Here is a 20,034-nt window from a genome sequence, read left to right on the forward strand (position 1 = left end):
ACAAGATCCACCCGGCCACTTGTTCGATGCAGTCGGTGATGTTCCGCGCCGACGAGGCGCACCACCCTGACCGCCGTCGAGCACCGCATGGCACGCGCCGCGGGGCGGTACCTCGAGCTCTGCGCGGCGCTGTCATGATCCTGACATTGCGCCTGCACCGGTGGCGCGCCTTCGCTCACCCGCGCCCGCGGGTTCCCCCGGCCGCGACCGCGGCCCGGTTCAGGCGCGGGTGACCGTGTGCCGGAAGAGCGCACGCAGTGCCGCGTGCGAGGCGGCCGGCAGCGACGCCTTGTCCAACTGCGCGTATGCCTCCGCCAGTTGCCAGGCGGAGATCTCGTGCGCGGCGGCGCGTCCGCCCGCGGTCTCGATGAGGTCGGCCAGCTCGTCCGGGGGCGGCGGACAGGCAGGGCCGCCGCCCAGCGACCGGGCCAGAGTGCGGGCGGCCGGGTTGACCGCACGCAGCGCGGTGATCAGCGGAAGGCTCGGGCCGCCCTCGCGTAAGCCGCTCATGACCGGTCGGCCGCTCAGCGCGGTACCCGACCAGAGATCTTCGATGTCGCGCTCCGCCTGTGCGGCCACCCCCAGATGGTGGCCGGCCCGCGTCAGCGCCTCGACGACCCGCTCCTCCGCGCCGGCCAGCAGCGCCCCCGCCGCCAGTGCGCACTCCAGGAGTGAGCTGGTGCGGGCCGCAGCGACCGCCGCGTACTCCGGCACGCTGATCCCCTCCGGGGCCCGGTGGCGCAGCGCCAGTTCGGCCGAGCGACCGCTGATCAGCCGTGACGTCGTCCGGGACAGCAACCTCAGTACGGCGGCCCGCTCCTCCCCCACCGCCTCGCCGTCCTCCGGTATCTCCGCTTCGGCGGCCGCGTCCCGGACCGCGGACAGCTGCGTCCCCGCGGCCGCCCGCATGCCGTCCGGCTCCCCGGACGTCAGCAGGCAGCGGGTGGCGGCGCCCAGCAGCGCGTCCCCGGCCAGCACCGCCCAACCGGTGCCGTAGACGGCCCATACCGCTGAGCGGCCCCGCCGCAGCGCTTCCCCGTCCATGACGTCGTCGTGCAGCACGGCCCAGTTGTGGACCAGTTCCACGGCCGCGGCCCCCGGCAGCGCCGCGGCCGTGGAGGTCTCCGGCGCTCCGCCGTTCCGTTCCGGCTCGCCCGCGCCCGCCGCGTGCAGGGCGAGCGCCGCGTGCGGATACGGGCCCGGGGTGACGCCGTAGGTGGGACTGCCGTCCGGCCTGGTCCAGCCGAAGTGGTAGCCGCAGACGCGCCGCAGCTCGGGTTGGAGGGCCGCGACGGCCTCCCTGAGTACGGGTTCGGTCCGCTCGTGTGCGTACGCCAGCAGGGAGGGTGCGGCGGCGGGGACGTCAGAGAGGTCGTGAGTCGTCATACCGGAGCGGCTTCTCCTTTCTCCGGCCCAGGCGCGCCATGCAGCGCGAAGCGTTTAGGAATGGTGCGCTCTCAGTAGTCGGCTTTCCCACCCTCCGCTCCGGTGACTCCCACTCGACAGGCCCGGCGGGAAGCACGCGGGGGCGCAAGGGGCGGCAGGGCGCGACAGGGGAGGCACGACACGACACGGGGCGGCAGAGCGGAGCGAGGCCGGTGCGCGCGCCGGGCGGGGAGGCGCGCACCCGGTGCGTCCGGCACGCGTGCGCCTCACCCGAGCGAAGGGGGCGGGCGCGGAATCCGATCGAGGCGGCGACGCGCCCCTCGCCGGAGCAGGCACGGGAAGTGCGGGCTCGGCGGTGCGGGCCCCGCCAGGCTCTTGGGCGGGGTCTGCGCTGCGGCACCGGCGTCCCGCGCCGCCGGGCGTGCGGAACGTCCCGCCCCGGGCACGCGCCCTCTCCTTCCCCGGCGTGCGAGACAGGGACTACGGATGCACCGGGCGCGCCGACGACAGGACTCGGGGAGGCCGCCGATGCGCGGAGTGTGCCGTTCGGCGTCACCGCGACCGGGGGCGACCCAGGGCGACCCCGCATTCGCGGTTCAATACGGCTGCGCTGCCGCACCGCTCGATTTCCCGGATCCCGGACCGGCTCCGCGGGCCACTCATTTCTCTTCACCGCCGGCGCGGGAACACGCCTTTCCGAGAGCGGAGTTGACCGTCTTCCGCCGCATCCGGCGCACCGCTACAACGGGATATTCGCACAGATGATCTTTCCGGCGTCCGGGTGCAGCCGAATGGTGAGATCACGGGCCAGACGGCAGACGATGGGCCAGCCGAAACCGCCGCCTTCCGCCTCGGTGAAATCCTGCGGACTGCGGTCCCGGGGAAGCACCGGACTGGAATCGGCGACTTCGACCGTGACGAAGTCCTGCTCGGCGCTCAACCGGAAGTCCCGGACCCCCCGACCGTGCCGGAGCGCGTTGGTCACCAGCTCGGACACGACCAACAGGACGGTCTCCACGGCGTCGGACGAGGGCGGCGGCGAGACCGTGGCCAGGAAATTCCGCGTGACCCGGCGCGCCTGGAAACTGCTGCGCAAATACCGCGTCCGCGTTGTGTCCGCTGTCACACCCTCATCGTCCCGGAGGGCCGTTACCTGTTCCATGCCTGTCTCCCGTCTCCGCGGGTGTTGCCGCCGAAAGCAGCCCGACCCGCGAATGTGGGGGTCTTTCCTCTGCCAACGGGGTACCGCGCTCCGCGTGAATACCCGTCGCCGCCGAACGGTCCCCCATGTGAACGCTCGAACGGCTGCAGGGTCAGTTACCCGGGGCCTTCGTCTTCATGCATCATCCGGTGCGAAGAGCGCGGACGAGGAAAGGTCGGACCCTTACGGAAGACCGTCGGCGATCTTTTCACCGGAAGGAGCTCCGCCGGAGCCGGCCGCTCTCGCCGCGGGTTACCAGGGGAAACGGCCGAGCTCTCGCCCGAAGCGGCTCGCCAGCCCGGTGGCAACACGTACGATCACTGGTGCAGAAGAGGCACTGGCGGGTGAGAGGTGCGGGCAGGTGAGAGGCGCTGGAAGCCTCGCGGAACACCGGCTTTGGAATACTCGGAAGCAGCGGATCCGCGCCCGGGCGGACGCGCAGAGCACCGGCTCCGTGCCGGGGGACGGAGGCCGATTGAGGTCGCGGGAGAACGACCGTCTGGCCATCACGCCGCTGACCGTCAAGGACGAGTGCGCGGTGCTCCGCTTCAGCGGCGAACTTGACCGGGGGTCCGAAGAGTTCTACCTGGACCGCATCGGTGCCGTGCTCACCAGCGGCTACCGCCATCTGGTGCTGGACGTCACCGCCCTGGTGTTCTGCGACTCGCGGGGGCTCAACTGCCTGCTCGCGCTGCGCTGGCTGCTGCAGCGCCGGGAGGGCAGCCTGCTGCTGGCCTGCGTGGGGCGGCGGCTCGCCGCGGTGCTCGCGCTGACCGGAAGCACCGAGATGCTGCCGGTGTTCTCCAGCGTCAGCGAGGCTCTCCGCTCCCTCCCCGCCGGCCAGCGCCCGGACTGGCCTCCCACCGGCGGCGTGGGCCCGGAGATTCCGCTGCACAGCCCGGAGCCGCTGGAGACCTCCTGGCAGAAGGACCACAACCCGCACTTCCCGCGGGACCCCGAGGGCAGGGACTCCTGACCCGGGGTGCCTCCCGCGCGGTGTCGCGGCGGGCAGCGGGCCGTACACGGGTGAGGATGGAGGGTCGCACAGCAGACCTCGCAGCATCGCACCCTAGGAACGGGCCATGGAGCAGCAGCAGGCCGCACCGCGGCCGCAGCAGTCCCCCGATCAGGCGCAGCGTGTCCAGGAGCATCCGCAGCCCAAAGCGCTCTCCACCTCGGCCTTCCTGGCCTGGGTCCTCGGTCTCACCCTGCTGGTCTTCGGGCTCAGCTTTCTGGCCGGTTCCGAGACCCGCCTGGTCGGTCTGCTGATCTTCCTGCCCGCCATCGCGGCGAGCGTGGGAACCGTACGGCAGACCCAGGCCGCCTCCGCCTGGGCCACGGCGGGCGGAGCCATCTCGGTGGCCCGCAATCCCGGCTACCACCTGGATGACGCCATCACGCTCGTCCTCACCCTGCTGTTCGCCGTGCTGGCGGTCTTCGGTGCGCGCTGGCGGATCGCACGGGACACCGAGCTGCTGCGGCTGCGCTCGACCGCCGCCGTCCTCCAGCAGCACATCCTGCACCCGCTGCCCGAGCTCACGTCCCAGGTGCGAGTGGACGGGGTCTTCGAGCCGCTGCAGGAGGACAAGCTGTTCGGCGGCGACATCTACGACGTGGCCGACACGCCCTTCGGCACCCGGGTGCTGATCGGCGACGTGCAGGGCAAGGGGCTCTCCGCGGTGGGCGTGGCGTTCGCCGTGCTGGGCGGGTTCCGGGAGGCCGCGCACCGCGAGCCGACGCTGACCGGACTGGTCGGCGCCCTGGAGACCTCCGTGGTCCGGCACAATGCCTACGCGCGCCACTCGGGTGAGCCCGAGCGGTTCGTGACGGCCCTGGTCGTCTCGGTCGACCCGTTGGACCGGGGGACGGCACAGGTGGTCAACTGCGGCCATCTGACACCGTTCCTGGTCCGGGACTCGTCGCCGCCCGACACCGTGCGGCTCGGTGCGACGGGCGTACCGCTGGGGCTGGCGTCGCTGGTGCGCGAGGAGCGCTCCGCTGCGGGTGTCTGCTTCCCGCCGGACTCGACCATGCTGCTGTACACCGACGGGCTGTCCGAGGCCCGGGACGGGCACGGTGCCTTCTATCCGCTGGCCGAGCGGCTCGCCGCCCTGGTAGGGCCCGCGGGGGCCGCCGACGCGCCCGGCGCAAGGCTGGCCCGCGCGCTGCGCGACGACGTGCGCGCGTTCTCCCACCCCTACCAGCAGGACGACCTCGCCGTCCTCACCCTGCGCCGGATCTCCCCGGCCGACCACGCCCGAGCGGCCTCGCCCGGTATCGCCGGCGCCGGGCCGAACCCCCGCGAAGACCCCCCGGAGGGGTGAGGCGCCGGAGCCCCGACGTGCCGTCGCCCGCCGCCCGTTGCCGTCCCGTTCGCAGCGCTCGTCGGCGGCGGACGTTATCGTCGGTGCGAACGGAGCGGTGACAGCGCCGCGGCGCTGCGCCCAGGGGGACACGGAGGGGAGCCGCATGACATCCGGCCGGGGTCGGCTGCTGGCAGTCAGCGATCTGCACGTGGGGATGACGGCCAACAAGCCCGTCACCGAGTCGCTGCGCCCGCACGACGACGAGGACTGGCTGATCGTCGCCGGAGACGTGGCCGAGCGGTTCGACGAGGTGGAGTGGGCGCTGCGGCTGCTCGCCGGCCGGTTCGCCCGCGTGGTGTGGACGCCGGGCAACCACGAGCTGTGGACTCCGCACGGCGATTCCGTGCAGTCCAGGGGCACCGAACGGTACGCGCAACTGGTCGAGATGTGCCGGGCGGTGGGCGTACTGACGCCTGAGGACCCCTATCCGCGCTGGGCCGGGCCGGAGGGCGAGGTGGTGGTCGCGCCGGTCTTCCAGTTGTACGACTACACGTTCCGTGCCCCGGGGACGCACACCAAGGAGGAGTCGCTGGCGGCCGCCCACGCCTCCGGCGTCGTCTGCACGGACGAGTACCTGCTGCACCCGGACCCGTATCCGGCCGTCGACGACTGGTGCCGGGACCGGGTGGCCGCGACGGAGAAGCGGCTGGACGCCCTCGACCCCGGCACCCCGCTGGTCCTGGTCAGCCACTGGCCGCTGGTGCGGGAGCCGACGGACGTGATGTGGTATCCGGAGTTCGCACAGTGGTGCGGCACGGAGCTGACGGCCGACTGGCACACCCGCTACAACGTGGCGGCCGCCGTCTACGGCCACCTCCACATCCCCCGGACCACCCGGCACGACGGGGTCCGCTTCGAGGAGGTCTCCATCGGCTACCCCCGGGAGTGGCGCCGCCGAGGGCATCCGCGCGGGCTGCTGCGACAGATCCTGCCCGCCCCCGAGGGGGACTGAGCGACCCGCTCAGGACCCCCCCGCTCAGGACGCCGCGCGGCGCAGCTTCTTGGCGCCTCGCGCCGCGGCGAACAGCAGGGCACATGTGAGGCCGACCGCGGTGACCACCGGGCGCACCGAGTCCAGCGCCTGCGCCTCCGGGCCGAGGACGCCGCTCGATGCGAGCCCGGCGGTCAGTGGGGCGACCGCCGCCAGGAACGGTGCCGCGTACCAGAAGAGGAAGACGAAGACACTGGCGTCCCCGGCGGGCGTCACCAACCCCAGGGAGAGCAGCTCGGTCCGGATCGGGCCGCGCACCGCGGCCAGCACCGCGGCGGCGGCGAACGGCGGGGCGCACAACGGCATCAGCAGCAGCGCCCACCCGCCGCCCTGTAGCGCGAACGGGACCGCCGCAGCGAGGGCGAGCACCCCGCCGGCCACCGCAGGCACGATCGAGTGCTGCAGCATCAGGCTGCTGAGGGGGAACGGCGACCAGGAGGAGCGCCGGGTGTCGTCCGCCTCCAGCCGCGCGGTCTCCGCGAGCCGTCCCACCGCGAACCAGCCGAGTGTCAGCGCCATGGCGAGCGCGGCGATGCGCCCGGCGCCCGCCGACGCCACCGCGAGCCCCGCAGCACCTGCCGCCGCCGCGGTCCACAGCGCGGCGCTCACCACCCGCCCGGGAGCGCGCAGCAGGGCCACCGCGTCCCGCCGCACGACCGCGAACCGGGGCGAGCGCGGCAGGGGCAGCCGCCGCAGGTTGCCGGAGGCGCCGTCCGCGAGGGCTTCGTCGACGGCGAGCCTGGCCGCCCGCAGTTCGGCCGACCACAGCACGGAGGCGACGGTGGCCGCGGTGGCGGCGCGGGCCCGCAGCCGCCGGGTGGGGAGCGCGCCGACCGACCGGAGGGCATGGCCGAGGGCCGCGCCCGTACCGGCGGTCAGCAGCGCGAGCGCCCAGGGCCACCCGGAGGTGTGCACGCCCGCCGCGTGCAGGACCGGTTGCGCGGCCCAGCCCCAGGGGCCGGACCACAGTTCGACCGTCTCCAGGAGGGCCCATCGGCTGCCCCGCGCGGCGCACACCGCCTGCAGGACGAGCAGGAGCAGCAGCACCACGGCGTACGGGCTCAGCGCCCGCGCCCGGCGGGCCGCACCGTCGTCACGCTCCACCCGGAGGGCGAGCGCGCAGGCCAGCAGCGGCAGGCAGACCCCGCCGGGCAGGCACAGCGCCAGTGCGGGCCCGAGTTCGGCGAGTCCGCTCAGCCGCAGCAGCACGGCACCGCCGATCGCGCACAGCGCTCCCCCGGCGGCCGTCAGGGCGACGGAGAGCCGGAACGCGGGCAGCAGCACCCGGCTGCGGCGCACCGGCTGGGTCAGCAGCCAGTCCAGGTCGCAGCGGGGCACGAGCACCGGGCCGCGCCACAGCGCGTCCCGTACGGCGAGCAGCGCGAGGGCGCAGGCCAGCAGCACCAGCACGGCGGGCAGGGCGCTGCGCACCGCCTCAGCGGTGGCGTCCTGCGCGGCGAGACCTCCCAGTCGCTGGACCAGGCGGTACCCCAGGGTGCCGCCGTACCCGAGGGCCATCAGCAGCACGGCGTAGCCGGTGACGGCCAGGTCGCGGTTGCGCCGGTTGCGGTGGGCCCGGCGCTTGCCGCGCAGCAGGCCCAGGGTTTCGGGCGTCCGGTCGTCGGCGGCCGTCCACTCAGCGCCGGTGGAGCCGTCGCCGGGGCCGGGGCCGTCGCCGTCGCCGGGGCCGCGCGGCTCCGGCCGGTCGCGCGGGGTGAGGGTGCTCATCGGGTCACGCCGCCGGAGCGCGCCGCATCCGTCCCGTCCAGCAGGTCGGGGCCGCCCTCGGCGACGACTCTGCCGTCCTCGAGGACGATCACGCGGTCGGCCACGGCGCGGACGAGTTCGGCCTGGTGGGTGGCGAGCAGCACCGCGACGCCGTCGTCCGTCTCGCCGCGCAGCAGTGCGCCCAGGCGGGTGCGGGATGCCGGGTCCAGGCGCTGCTCGGGCTCGTCCAGGACGAGCAGGTCCCGCGGGCGGACGAGCGCGGCGGCCAGGTGCAGTGCCTGGGTCTGGCCGGACGAGAGCGCGGAGGGAAGCTGGTCGGCGTGGTCGCTGAGCCGCCGGTCGGCCAGCACCTGGTCGATCCACGGGTGCGGGTCGGCGACTCCGTGCGCCACGGCGACCAGTTCCAGGTGGTCGCGGACGGTCAGGTCCGGATAGCAGGCGACGGTGTCCCCCGTGACGGCCACCCTTGCGCGCACCTGCGGATCGTCCTCGTCGACCGGTGCGCCGTCGAACAGGGCGCTGCCGGTGGTCGGCCGGTCCCGTCCGCAGGCGAGGCGCAGCAGGGTGGACTTGCCCGACCCGTTGTGGCCGAACAGTGCAGTGCAGGTTCCCGCACGCACCTCCAGGTCGAGCGGGTGCAGGGCCTGCCGCTCGCCGTAGCGGCGGCTCACCCCCGACAGCCGCAGCAGCGGCCCGTCCGCCGCGGGCACCGCTGTCACCGGGCCGGGGGGCCGGGCAGGCTGCCGGGCCGGTGTCGCTGATGGACGGTGACGCGGTGGCCCAGGAAGGTGTCCTCGCGTCCGGGCGTGAAGCCCAACCGCCGGGCGACCTTGCGGGAAGCGGTGTTGTCGTGCGCGATCATGGCGGTGAGGTAGGGGACGTCCAACGTCTCCAGCCCCCACTCCACCACGGCCCGGGCGGCCTCGGTGGCGAATCCGCGGCCCCAGCAGGACCGCCGGAACGTCCATCCGGCCTCCACCTCGTCGAAGACCTCCCAGTGGTTGAGGCCGCAGCGGCCGACAAGCGCACCGGTCTCCTTCGACTCGACCGCGCACAGCCCGTGGCCGCGCTCGGACCACTGGCGCTGGATGCCGGCGAGCCGTTCGCGGGCCTGTTCGCGGGTGAACGCGGGGACGAATCGGGTGACTTCGGGGTCGCTGTGCAGCTCCACGAAGAAGTCCAGATGCTCCGCCGTCAGCGGGCGCAGCAGCAGCCGCTCCGTCTCCAGAACGGGTCCTCCGGCACTTTCGTGCACGGTGAAAGCGTGTTCGGTCAACCCCATGGGTGGTCATGTTCTCAAACCTTCGTCCGCCGAGCCATTCGGGCCGACCGTCCGGGGTGCCCGGCCTTGCCGGACCGTCGGGGCGGCCCTCGGCCCGGACGGCGCCGCCGCCGCGCGGGGAAGGTGACGGCCGGTGCGGCGATGGCTGGGTGGCGGAGACGTCATACTCCTGTCACAGCCCGCTGCCGGATGCTGACCGTGCGCCCCGCCGGTTGGTTAACCTGCACAGAGCGGCACACCACGCGGAGTGGGTGCGGGTGACGGGGGGAGGATGCGATGCCGGATGCTCGGGGGAGCTCCGAAGAGGACCGTACGCCGGGACTTCGTCCGCGTCGGCTGGTCGAGGAGGCGGAGCGGCCCGGCGAGCCGCGCGGACCCGGTGGATTCGCCGCGCTCCGCAGCCGGTGCAGGGGCCTGGCGGCCGCCGCGTGGGCGGCTGTGCGCCCCGACCGCCGCCGGACGACCGGCTACATCGCACTGTGCTCGGTGGGTGCGCTGGTCGGCACGTCCGTCGTGGTCGGTACGGGCTCGGCCGGAGCGGTCCCCGACCTGGCCGACATCGGCGCCTGGCTGACCAGTTCGCGCACGGGTGAGGCGGCACACGCCAACGGCCTCACCGGAGACGTGGACGGCAAGGTGAAGCTGCCCGGCATGGGCGACCATCCGGTCTCGATCTCGCAGGACGGCAAGACGGTGCTGGTGCTGGACGAGAAGACCGGCAAGCTCGTCCGCATCGACCCCTCGCAGCTCACCGTCGAGCAGTCAGCGCGCTACGGCGCGGGGCTGCAACTGGTCTCCGGCGGCCGGTACGCGTATCTGGTGGACCCGGTCAAGGCGCGAGTGCAGCGCATCGATCCGGTGCGCACCACCCCGGTCGGCGCCCCGGTGGATCTGGGCAAGGGGCCGCTGGGCGAAGCGGTGGCCGATCCGAAGGGCACACTGTGGGTGCCGGTACCCGGCAAGGGAGAGGTCGTACCGTTCCCGCACGGCAAGAAGGCGCCCGGGATCAAGGTTGCGGGCAGGAGCAGCAAGGCCGCCACCTTGCTGATGTCCCTCGCGGACGGCCGCCCCGTGGTGACGGACACCAGGGGCGGGACGGTCACGCTGCTCGAACGCACCGGGCGCGGTATGCGGTTCAAGCTGCCCGGCACCTTCGCCGAGGAGCCGTCCGGTTCGGTGCTGGTCCCCTCGTCGACCGCCGGTGACGTGGTACCGGTGCTGGCCCGCAAGTCGGGCCGGATGGCACTCGTCAACACCCGTACGGGTTCGCTGCTGACCGCGTCCCTGGGCTCCTCGGACCATCAGTACGGCACGCCGCAGGTGCTCGGCTCGAAGGTGTACGTGCCCGACCGGAGCAACGGGACGCTGAAGGTGTACGACACCGAGGCAGCGGCGATCACCGAGCCGGTCAAGGTCACCGGCAAGCCGGGGAAGCTGAACCTGTTCGTCCGGGACGGGCTGCTGTGGGTGAACGACGCGGACAATGCGACCGCCGTGGTCATCAACTCCTCCGGACACGTCAACCGGGTGCACAAGTACGAGACCGAAGCACCCTCCGCACGCAAGCCGAAGGAGGACGAGGGCAACGACGGCGGCGGCAGCCGCGATCCGGCTCCCGATCCCGACGTGCCCGACCCAGGGCCCGAGAACCCGGCGCGGCCGGACCGGGACCGCACCCCCTCGAAGCCGGACACCTCGGAGAAGCCGGACCGGCCCGACGACAGCGATCCGGACGAGAAGCCCGACCCCGAGGAGCCGGAGGACGAGTCCCCCGAGCGGCAGCCGCCCGGCATCCCGCAGGTGGAGTCCGGACCGGGCACGATGCGGGTCTCCTTCGCCCCTTCCTCGGGTGTGAAGCCGACCAGATACGGGCTCCTGGGCGCCCCGGACGGTTCCGAGTTGAAGCCCCGCAAGGTCGGCCCCGGCGGCCCGTTCACCTTCGAGGTGAAGGGCGGCTCCTGCGACAAGCAGTACCGCTTCACCGTGGTGGCCGAGTTCCGCGGCGGGGAGATCATCGCCAAGTCGGGCCGCTCCGCCCCCGCCCGGCCGTGCGTGGCGCCCGGCCAACCGCGGAACGTGCAGGCTGACTTCGGGCCGGCCGGCCATCACATCAAGCTGCACTGGGATGCGCCCGCGAACGCCGGGAATGGCACCACCTACGCCGTCACCGGCGACGCCGGCCCCGACCGGGACGGTACGTCGAGCAACACCGCCGCTCTGCTGCAGTATCTGAAGAACTTCAAGACCTATACGCCGACGATCACGGCCAAGAACGCGGCCGGGTCCGGCGGCAGCGTCGTCAAACGGGTGGACCTGTCGAATACGAAGACCATCCGGGTCGCCCACAACGTCGACGACGGGGACGACGTCGGTGTCCGCAGCGAGCCCAGCACCACCAGCGGCACCCGCCGGGGCAGCATTCCGGCCGGTCAGACACCAAAGCTGAAGGTGATCTGCCAGACCAGGGGCACCATGGAGACGCACGACACCTACAAGTGGAAGAGCGACATCTGGGACCGCATCGAATGGAAGGGCGGGACCGCCTACATCAGCGACCTGTGGGTCGGAACCAGCAAGCACACAGAAGGAAAGCCTTCCCCGGAGGTCTGGTCGTGCGACTAGAACACCCTCAACCGCCCGCTACCGGACCTGATTCCGCGCCCTCCCAGGAGTCCGTCGCGCTGCTCGCACAGTGCTTCCACGCCCTCGGCGACAACATCGAACGGGTCGTCAAGGGCAAACGCGAGACCGTCGAACTGGCGCTGGTGTGCCTGTTCTCGGAGGGGCATCTGCTGATCGAGGACGTGCCGGGCACCGGCAAGACCACGCTGGCGCGGTGTCTGGCCGCCTCGCTGGACGCCGACTGGCACCGGGTGCAGTTCACGCCCGACCTGCTGCCCTCGGACATCACCGGCGTGACCGTCTACCGGCAGAACACCGGTGCGTTCGAGTTCCTGCCGGGCCCGGTCTTCGCGAACATCGTGCTCGGCGACGAGATCAACCGGGCCTCCCCCAAGACGCAGTCCGCGCTGCTCGAGGTGATGGAGGAGCGGCAGGTCACCGCGGACGGCAGCACCCATCCGGTGCCTCGCCCGTTCATGGTGATCGCCACCCAGAACCCGGTGGACATGGGCGGCACCTATCCGCTGCCGGAGGCGCAGCTCGACCGGTTCCTGATGCAGGTGACGCTCGGCTACCCGGACCACGCCTCGGAGGTCGCGGTGCTGTCCGGTGCGGCCGAGCAGTCGGGCGTCGAGCAGTTGCCCACCATCGCCACGGGCCGGCACATCGCCGAGTTCGTCCAGCTCGCCCGGCGGATCCAGGTGGCGCCGCGGCTGTACGACTACCTGGTGCGGGTCGTCGCGGCCACCCGGGAGCTGCCCGAGGTGCGGCTGGGTGCCAGCCCACGCGGCTCGGTGGCGCTGCTGCGCGCCGTACGGGTGCGGGCCGCCTCGCAGGGGCGCACCTACGCGCTGCCCGAGGACGTCAAAGCGCTGGCGCGACCGGTGCTGGCGCACCGGCTGATCCTCACGCCGGAGGCGGAGTTGAGCGGCCGGAGCGGCGCCGACGTGATCGCCGAGGCGCTGGCCACGGTTCCGGTACCGCAGTCGGGGGCTGCGGGCTGATGCTGTCGCCGACGGGTTGGGGGGCGCTGGTCGGCGGTGCGGGGCTCGTGGGGGCCGGGTACGGGTTCGGCTATCCGGAAGCCGCGGTCCTGGGGGTCGGCTGTCTGCTCGCGGTGGCCGTGGCGCTGGTCCGGACGGGGCGCTCGCCGCGGCTGGCGGTCCGCCGCCGGGTCACTCCGCGGAAGGTGGCGCGCGGGGACCGTGCGGACGGCTCGGTCACCCTCTCGAGTATCGGGCGCCGCATCCGGCGTGGGCTGGAGGTCGTCGACCGGTGCGGTGAGCTGCCGCTCGTCTTGCGGGTGCCGCCGCTCGCGGCGGGCGCGGAGCACACCGTGCGGTACCCGCTGCCCACCGAGCGGCGCGGCCGGATCGCGCTGGGTCCGCTGCGGCTGGAGCGGACGGATCCGCTCGGGCTCGCCCGCCGGGTGCGGGTGTTCGGGCCCGGTGAGGGCGGTACGGACACCCTGCTGGTCCGGCCGCGGGTGTGTCTGCTGCCCGTGCTGCCTTCGGGGACGGCGCACCATGTCGAGGGGCCGACCTCGGACACCGCGGACGAGGGGTCGCTGACCTTTCACGCTCTGCGCGAGTACGTGCTCGGCGACGATCTGCGGCGGGTGCACTGGCGGTCCACGGCCCGCACCGGAACGCTGATGGTCAAGCACCTGGTGGACGTCTCGCTGCCGCACACCACGCTCGTCCTCGACACCCGTGCGGCCGCCTACCGCAGCGAGGACGACTTCGAACTGGCCGTGGACAGCGCCGCCTCGGTGGCCTTCGCCGCGGCCCGCTCCAACTTCCCCGTCGAGGTCCTGAGCGAGACCGGGACGGTGCTGCGGACGGACGGTGCGGGCGGCAACGACGCGGAAGCGCTGCTGGACCGGCTCGCGCTGGTGCGCCGCTCCGAACGGGCCTCGGCGGCGGGCGCCTTCGACTCTCTGGAGCAGGCACGGCGCCGCGGCTCGCTCACCGTCATCACCGGTACGGGTGATGCCACCGGGCTGAGCGCGCTGGAACGGGTACGGCGCCGGTTCGACCGTACGGTGGTGCTGCGCACCGGCGGCGGGACCGAGGACGGTCCGCACGAGCCGCCCGCCCTCGGCAGCGATGTTCCGCAGCTTCGGGTGACCGCGCTGGACTCCCTGTTGGCCGCCTGGCGCAGGGAGGCCGTGCGATGAGCCCCGCCTCCTCCCCGCGTGCCGCCACGCTGCCGGGCGTGCGGCCGACGGGAGCCACAGGGCACGACGGCCCGTCCTGGGCGCCGCCGCGTCCGACGGCTCCGGGCGCGTCCGGGCCGGACCCGGCGGTGTCCGCGCCGGAGGGCGGATTGGTCGGCGGCGGGTCCGGGGACGGGTCCGGGGGCGCACAGCTGACGTCGGCGCGGCCCGCGCCGCGCCGGATCCCCCTGCACCGCCGCCTGTGGTCCCTGCTGCCGGTCGCCGTACTGCTGGCCGGTGCGGGCCTGGGCTTTCACCGGGTGTTCCCGGTGGGGCCGCTGCTGCCCGTGCTGATGGTCGCCGTGCCGGTGCCGATGGCGGTCTCGGCCGGACTCTTCCTGGCCCAGGCCCGGCGGGGGCGGCCGGTACCGCTGTGGCCGTCGCTGGTGCTGGGGGCCGTGGCGTGGCTGGTGACGGTGCGCGTGACCCTGTTCCGGGACGCGGCGGGCGGGCTCGCCTCGGGCGGTGCCGTGGGCGAGATCTGGTCGGCGCTGCTGGACGCACCGCACGCGGTCCTGACCACGATCCTGCCCGCGCCGACCGGCTCCGGCTTCCTGGTGCTGCCGCACGCGGTGCTGTGGTCGGCTTCGCTCGCCGCCACGGAGCTGGCGCTGCGGACCCGTGCACCGCTGCTGCCCGCACTGCCGCCGGTGCTGGCGTTCGGCGTCCCGCTGGTGCTGGGCACCTCCGGGCCGGGCTCGAACACGCTCACCGCGGCGGGCCTGGTGGCCGGCGCGGGGCTGCTGGTGCTGCTGCGATCGTCGGTGGCCCGACGCGGCATGCTCCGCGCCCTCAGCGCCGGGCTGCCGGTCGTCGCGGTGCTGGCGCTGGCCGCGGCGCTGCTGGGCCCCCGGCTGCCGGGGCTCTCCTCGCACGAACCGTACGATCTGCGCCGGCAGGTGCGGCCACCGACCGTGCACCCGCAGTCCACCAGCCCGCTCGACCAGGTCGGCGCCTGGCTACAGCACCCGGAGACGCGGCTGTTCAGAGCCCGGACCACGGCGGCGGACCACAATTGGCGGCTCGCCGTGCTGGACCGCTACGACGGCGTGAAATGGACCTCCGCCGCCGAACTGACCCGCTCCGGCGGCCGGGTGCCCTCGCGGCCGGGCACCGGCCCGGGCGGCCGGGAACGGGTGGAGCAGCGGGTGACCATCCAGAACCTGCCCGGCATCTGGCTGCCCGCCGCGGACCGGCCCACCTCGGTGAAGATCACCCACAGGAGCGAGGGCGACGCCCCCGGGACCGTGGGGCAAGGCACAGACCGCACCGACGGCGCGGAGCGGCAGCTCGCGGTCGATCCGGCCAGCGGCGTGTTCGCGTCGGGCGAAGGCGGCAGCGCAGGCACCCGGGTCAACCGCGGCCTGTCGTACACTGCGGTCTCGCAGGCGCCGGTCTTCGACGCCAAGCGGCTCCAGTACGCGGCAGTGCCGGACAGCGCGGCGCACACCGCCGCCACCTCGCTGCCCCGCACTGATGCGGCCGGCAAGCCGATCAAGGCGGTCGAGACGTTCACCGAGCTGGCGGCCGAAGCCACGGCAGGCAGCAGCTACCCGTACCAGCAGGCGCACCGGCTCGCCGGCTGGCTGCGCGAGCACTACCGCTACGACCCCACCTCGCTCCCCGGGCACGCCTACCGCAACCTCGAGTTCTTCCTCACGACCGGCAAGCACGGCACTTCGGAGCAGTTCGCGGCGTCGTTCGCGGTGCTGGCGCGGACGCTGGGCCTGCCGACGCGGGTCGCGGTGGGCTTCCGCGCGGACGGCGCCGGCACCCGGAGCGGGGGCGAGAACGGCACCACCCAGATCACCGGGCGCGACGCGCTGGCGTGGCCGGAGGTGCGGTTCGAGGGCGTCGGCTGGGTGCCGTTCTATCCGACCCCGGGGCAGACGTCGAAGGACGGTTCGTCCGTCCCGCCGGCCGGGCAGCCCGAGGAGCGCGAGAAGACCGACCGGGCCATCACGAAGCAACCGCCCCCCTCCGCGGCCCCCGACCGGCAGGACGACGGCGAACAGCACGACCGCGCCGCACCGGCCGGCGGCGGCGGACCGCCCGTGTGGGTGTACGCCGCGGTGGCGGTCGTGCTGCTGCTCCTGGCGTACTGCGGCGGTGCGGCCTGGGCCCCCTACCGGGTCCGCCGTCGGCGCCGCCGCGCCCGCGACCCCGGTCAGCGGGTGCTCGGCGCGTGGCAGCAGATCGTCGACCGGCTCACCGAGGTCGGGCTGCCGGCGACCGCGGCGCACACCGCGACCGAGGTGGCGGCCTTCGGCGTCACGCGGATCGGCGGCAGCGGCAGCGAACAACTGCCGGCGCTGGCCCGGCTGGTGAACGAGGTCGGCTACGGGGGCCGGACACCCGACGAGGCGGCCGCCGAGGCCGCCTGGCGGCACTGCGACGCGATCGAGAGCGTCGTCGCGCGGACGGTACCGCGCCGGGAGCGGGTCAGACGGGCACTGCGGCCCAGCACGCTGCTACGTCACAGCAGATCAGGAGCACGCCAGTGAACACCACCCCGAGCCGTGACAACGCCAAGGCTCTCGGTGCGCCCGCGCACCCCGCCGCGGCTGCCGCCCCGGAGGGGGCCGCGCCCGCCGGTGTGTCCGGCGCAGGTGCACCTGTCGCCGCCGCTGCGCCCGCCGGCGTGCCCGCCCTGCCCGACGGATACCAGCCGCAGCGCCTCCTCGCGACGGGCGCGCGCAGCACCGTCGTACTGTGCCGGGAGGCGGCCGGCGGCCGGGAGGTGGCCGTCCGGGTGCTGACGCCGCGGGTGACGGACGCACGCCGGCGCCTCGCGGCTCACTCCGAACTGCTGGCGGCGGGCGCCGCGGCCCGGCACCCGTGCGCGGTCACCGTCGCCGACGCCGGAGCGACCGGCGCGGAACAGCTCTACGTGGTGGAGGAGTTCTGCCCCGGCGGCTCGGCCCGCAGCCGGCTCGCCGCCTCCGGAGCGTTCCCGGTCGAGGACGTCCTGGTGATCGGCGTGCGGCTGGCACTCGCGCTGCACTCCGCACACCGCCGCGGCGTACTGCACCTGGATGTGCGTCCGGCGAGCATCCTCTTCGACGCCCAGGGTGCCCCGCTGCTGGCCGGGCACGCGCTCGGCCGGGTGCTGCAGCGGGCCGCACCTTCGGTGGGGGCGGTCTTCGATCCGGCGTACGCGGCGCGGGAGCTGTTCGGCTGGGAGGCTCCCGGTCCCGCCGCCGACGTGTACGCGCTGGGCGCGACGCTGTACGCGCTGCTCGCGGGTGAGCCCGCGCGCGCCGACGCTGTGCGCCGGGGCGGTTCGGCCGTGTACGAGGCGGTGCTGGCGGGCGGACTGCCCCGGCTGCCGCGCGGCGACGTGCCCGAACCGCTGCACGCGCTGCTGGACCGGATGACGGCCCCGCACGCGGAGGGGCGGCCGCCGCTGACGGAGGTGCACCGCGTCCTGCGGACGCTGCTGCCCCTCTCGTGCGCCGCGCGGGTGCCGGATCTGCAGCCCGAGGCCGAGCCCGAGGCTCCGCTGCCGGGCTGGGACCCGGCCGACGACGCGCTGACCCAGCCGCCGCCGGAGACCGACGACGATCCCGACGCGCCGGAGGCCGTCGCGCGCCGCCGCCGCACCCGCAACCGGGTTCTCGCGGCGTGCGGGGCCGTGGTGCTGGTGGGCGGGGCCGGGCTGGCCCTGTTCCTGGTGCGGGCCGCGGACGAGGCCGGGCCGGCCGACGCGAAGGAGCCGCCGAAGAAGGCCACCGAGTCGGCGCACCCGCTGCCCAAGGGGCAGGTGCCGGACTTCCAGGCCCAGGAGGTGAAGGTGACCCGGGTCGGGCGGCAGGTCCAGGTCGTGTGGAGCAAGCCGAAGAAACCGCAGCCGGTGTACGGCTACGCCATCACGGCCCAGTCCGCCGACGGGGAGACGGTGAAGGTGAAGAACACCGACGCGGACGAGCCGAGCGTCGTCTTCTCCTCCCCGCCGGTGCAGCCCGGCTCCTGTTACGTGGTCACCTCACTGGTGCAGACCGCCGATGGCAGCGTGGGGCTGGCCTCGGCCGAGTCGGTCTGCGACCGGGGAGAACAACGCGGTTGAGCGGGTATCCACTCTGCACGGGCGCCTCGCAGTGCCGGACGACATCCGCTTCGCGCAGCGGAGCGGCAACACCGTACTGATCGGCTGCACGGGTGGGACGAGCGCTGGCCGGGCGCCCGACGCCCGGTCGCCAGGGGGGAGCAAGCGAGATGGGTGAGTTCACCGGGGTCGACCCGCTTCGGCTGCGCAAACTGGCCGACGCGTTGCAAGGGCTGGCCGACGCGCTCGACAGGGAAGGAAGCGTCATCCGCGACCTGTTCGGCAAGTGGGAGGGGACGATCAGCCAGAGCGTGCTGCGGCAGCAGACCACCCAGGTCGGGGACGACGCACGGAGTATGTCCCTGCGGGCTGACCTGGCCTACAGCTACTTTCTCCAGCCCGCGTTCAGGGATCCGAACAACCCTCGCCCGAGCTGGGCGAACATCCAGTGGGATGTCTCCGAGATCGACACCAGGAGGGAGGGGCAACTGGAGGCTCGCGCGCTGCTGGCGACGCTCGACAACCCGGATGATCCAGGTGCGCGTACCAGGATTCGGCTCCTCTCCCGGTCGCTGGCCGACCACGCGGGCGACCCGGCTTTTCTCCAGGCGTTCATGAACGCCGGGGGTCTGGATGCCTCGGTGCGCGCGGCCCGGTTTCTGCACAACCAGGACGGCACGCACGGCAAGAACGTGCTCTCCCAGGAGTCGCAGCAGATCCTCGCAGGATTCGGGCAGGCGGTGCAGTCCGCGACCAGCCTGGCGCAGCAGGGGAAGATCCAGCTCCCTACCGACTATATGAAGAAGCTGACGAGTCCGCCGGACGGTGACATGTGGTCCGTCGGCATGCTCTTCCAGTACGGTCCCGAGGGCGGCAGATGGGACCCGAAGGTGCTGTCCACCGTGGGCGGGGCGATGCTGGACTGGCGCTCGAAGCAGCAGATGCGGCCGCACTATTCGGCGCCCGGCATCGTGGGCACCGGCTACGTTCCCGGCGGCTACGTCGAGTCGGACAACCCCTGGTACCACAGCCTGGGCCTGGAGGTCTCGTACCTCACGGTGGGCGGGGAGGACGCGGCCACCCGCATTCAGGGAATCGCCGCCAACGACCCCTCGGTCATCCTCATGCAGCGTGTCAGCGAGAATCCGGACGCGTCCCGCCTGCTGCTGACCGGACCCGACGGCGCGAAGCACGCCAAGGTACTGGTCGACGACACGTGGCACACCCCGGGCCCGCAGTCGTTCGACGAGGCGCGATGGCCGGCCGCCGTCATCACCGCCGCCACCACGGACCGGAAAGGCCATCGGAACCTCTCGGCGGAGGCGGCTGCCAATGTGATCAACGCGGGCGCGGCCGAGTACGGCGCCGAGAAGGGCAAGAGCGAGTACGAGACGTCGCAATACCCGGTCCCGAGCCACATCACTCACGCCCTGGCGCAGGTCTTCGCCACATATGTGCCCGACTTCGCGCAGTCGCACGGCATGCCGAAGGATCAGGCAGCCGCCCCGGCGACCGGAGCGAACAGCAACGGCATGCTGATCGTCGGCCATCAGACGGCACTCGATTTCATCAGCATGATCGCGCAGAACCACGGCGACGCGGGACACCTGGTCAATTCGGTCAATGCGCAGATTTCCCTGACGGCAGCGGAGGGTATGGGCAGCCCGGAGGCGACGACGTATCTGAACAACCTGGCCGAGTTGCAGGGCGTCGTGACCGCCGGTGCCCACCAGACGGGTCTGGAGGCGAAGAAGCTCCAGGACGAGGCGAACAAGAAGACTGTGCTGTGGGTCGACTCCGTCGGGGGCGCCATCACGGCCGTCCCGGGGCTGCCGATCGAGGGGGAATGGGTGCAGACGGCGATCGCAGCAGGTCTGCCCGCGGTGAAGGAGAGCTTCTCCACCGACAACGCGCAGAAGTACCAGGAAGAAGCCGGGCCGAAGTTCTACGACGACCAGTCCTCCATGCGGCTGCCCCTCCTTCAGGGTCTGGTCGCCAGCGGAAAGATCAAGCCCCCCGAGGGACATCCGGAATGGGCGAACGGACGGATCGACCTGGAGAACGCGAGCGACCTCACGGACTTCAACAGCTGGTGGCAGCAGGTCGCGCGGCAGCAGGGCGGCATGCTGGACACATTCGACGACGGCATGCGGGACGCTTTCGAGCGCGGGAACACCGCCAACTGAAAGGGGAGA

Annotated in this window: 14 protein-coding genes; 9 read left to right on the forward strand and 5 right to left on the reverse strand. The window is 73.3% G+C overall.

Features of this window, described 5'->3' with window-relative positions:
- Positions 1 to 219: 219 nt before the first annotated feature.
- Both P2424_RS19385 and P2424_RS19390 read right to left on the reverse strand, forming a co-directional pair.
- Positions 220 to 1,386, reverse strand: coding sequence for a polyprenyl synthetase family protein (locus tag P2424_RS19385; RefSeq protein WP_276477012.1), 1,167 nt, complete (start codon positions 1,384 to 1,386; stop codon positions 220 to 222).
- 739 nt (positions 1,387 to 2,125) lie between these two features.
- Positions 2,126 to 2,512 (reverse strand): ATP-binding protein, encoded by a 387-nt coding sequence (locus P2424_RS19390; protein WP_276477013.1) that lies wholly within the window; start codon positions 2,510 to 2,512, stop codon positions 2,126 to 2,128.
- Positions 2,513 to 3,062: 550 nt separating this feature from the next.
- On the opposite strand from P2424_RS19390, the gene P2424_RS19395 reads away from it, so the two are divergent.
- From P2424_RS19395 to P2424_RS19405, 3 genes are all read left to right on the forward strand, one after another.
- Positions 3,063 to 3,563 carry an STAS domain-containing protein gene (locus P2424_RS19395; protein ID WP_276477014.1) on the forward strand — a complete coding sequence of 167 codons (501 nt, stop codon included), beginning with the start codon at positions 3,063 to 3,065 and terminating at the stop codon, positions 3,561 to 3,563.
- 106 nt (positions 3,564 to 3,669) lie between these two features.
- Positions 3,670 to 4,911, forward strand: coding sequence for a PP2C family protein-serine/threonine phosphatase (locus tag P2424_RS19400; RefSeq protein WP_276477015.1), 1,242 nt, complete (start codon positions 3,670 to 3,672; stop codon positions 4,909 to 4,911).
- A 145-nt stretch (positions 4,912 to 5,056) separates the two neighbouring features.
- Positions 5,057 to 5,905, forward strand: coding sequence for a metallophosphoesterase (locus P2424_RS19405; protein WP_276477016.1), 849 nt, complete (start codon positions 5,057 to 5,059; stop codon positions 5,903 to 5,905).
- 24 nt (positions 5,906 to 5,929) lie between these two features.
- Here P2424_RS19405 and P2424_RS19410 read toward each other — a convergent pair whose 3' ends face one another.
- The 3 genes from P2424_RS19410 to P2424_RS19420 are packed head-to-tail and all read right to left on the reverse strand — an operon-like array spanning position 5,930 to position 8,927.
- Positions 5,930 to 7,672, reverse strand: coding sequence for a hypothetical protein (locus tag P2424_RS19410; protein WP_276477017.1), 1,743 nt, complete (start codon positions 7,670 to 7,672; stop codon positions 5,930 to 5,932).
- Positions 7,669 to 8,382, reverse strand: a complete 714-nt coding sequence (locus P2424_RS19415) for an ABC transporter ATP-binding protein (protein WP_276477018.1) — start codon at positions 8,380 to 8,382, stop codon at positions 7,669 to 7,671. The genes P2424_RS19410 and P2424_RS19415 overlap by 4 nt, the downstream gene beginning before the upstream one ends.
- A gap of 5 nt (positions 8,383 to 8,387) precedes the next feature.
- On the reverse strand, positions 8,388 to 8,927 hold the full coding sequence (locus tag P2424_RS19420) for a GNAT family N-acetyltransferase (protein ID WP_346660102.1): 540 nt from the start codon (positions 8,925 to 8,927) through the stop codon (positions 8,388 to 8,390).
- Positions 8,928 to 9,230: 303 nt separating this feature from the next.
- Between P2424_RS19420 and P2424_RS19425 the strand changes: the two genes are divergently transcribed.
- From P2424_RS19425 to P2424_RS19450, 6 genes are all read left to right on the forward strand, one after another.
- Positions 9,231 to 11,576, forward strand: a complete 2,346-nt coding sequence (locus P2424_RS19425; RefSeq protein WP_276477020.1) for a hypothetical protein — start codon at positions 9,231 to 9,233, stop codon at positions 11,574 to 11,576.
- Positions 11,567 to 12,580: a MoxR family ATPase gene (locus tag P2424_RS19430; RefSeq protein ID WP_276477021.1), complete on the forward strand. Its 1,014-nt coding sequence runs from the start codon at positions 11,567 to 11,569 to the stop codon at positions 12,578 to 12,580. Before P2424_RS19425 ends, P2424_RS19430 begins: the two co-directional genes overlap by 10 nt.
- A complete protein-coding gene (locus P2424_RS19435; protein ID WP_276477022.1) occupies positions 12,580 to 13,755 on the forward strand; it encodes a DUF58 domain-containing protein in 1,176 nt (391 codons plus the stop codon). The genes P2424_RS19430 and P2424_RS19435 overlap by 1 nt, the downstream gene beginning before the upstream one ends.
- Positions 13,752 to 16,298, forward strand: a complete 2,547-nt coding sequence (locus P2424_RS19440) for a transglutaminaseTgpA domain-containing protein (RefSeq protein WP_276477023.1) — start codon at positions 13,752 to 13,754, stop codon at positions 16,296 to 16,298. The genes P2424_RS19435 and P2424_RS19440 overlap by 4 nt, the downstream gene beginning before the upstream one ends.
- Complete coding sequence (locus P2424_RS19445) at positions 16,295 to 17,860, forward strand: serine/threonine-protein kinase (RefSeq protein WP_276477024.1); 1,566 nt, start codon at positions 16,295 to 16,297, stop codon at positions 17,858 to 17,860. The genes P2424_RS19440 and P2424_RS19445 overlap by 4 nt, the downstream gene beginning before the upstream one ends.
- Positions 17,861 to 18,009: 149 nt before the next feature.
- Positions 18,010 to 20,025, forward strand: a complete 2,016-nt coding sequence (locus tag P2424_RS19450; RefSeq protein WP_276477025.1) for a hypothetical protein — start codon at positions 18,010 to 18,012, stop codon at positions 20,023 to 20,025.
- Positions 20,026 to 20,034 lie beyond the last annotated feature (9 nt).

Source organism: Streptomyces sp. WMMB303, from assembly GCF_029351045.1.
GTDB lineage: Bacteria > Actinomycetota > Actinomycetes > Streptomycetales > Streptomycetaceae > Streptomyces.

Coding starts and splice junctions, on each gene's coding strand:
- P2424_RS19385 (WP_276477012.1), bottom strand. CDS start 1,386: ATGACGACTCACGACCTCTCTGACGTCCCCGCCGCCGCACCCTCCCTG.
- P2424_RS19400 (WP_276477015.1), top strand. CDS start 3,670: ATGGAGCAGCAGCAGGCCGCACCGCGGCCGCAGCAGTCCCCCGATCAG.
- P2424_RS19405 (WP_276477016.1), top strand. CDS start 5,057: ATGACATCCGGCCGGGGTCGGCTGCTGGCAGTCAGCGATCTGCACGTG.
- P2424_RS19410 (WP_276477017.1), bottom strand. CDS start 7,672: ATGAGCACCCTCACCCCGCGCGACCGGCCGGAGCCGCGCGGCCCCGGC.
- P2424_RS19425 (WP_276477020.1), top strand. CDS start 9,231: ATGCCGGATGCTCGGGGGAGCTCCGAAGAGGACCGTACGCCGGGACTT.
- P2424_RS19435 (WP_276477022.1), top strand. CDS start 12,580: ATGCTGTCGCCGACGGGTTGGGGGGCGCTGGTCGGCGGTGCGGGGCTC.
- P2424_RS19440 (WP_276477023.1), top strand. CDS start 13,752: ATGAGCCCCGCCTCCTCCCCGCGTGCCGCCACGCTGCCGGGCGTGCGG.
- P2424_RS19450 (WP_276477025.1), top strand. CDS start 18,010: ATGGGTGAGTTCACCGGGGTCGACCCGCTTCGGCTGCGCAAACTGGCC.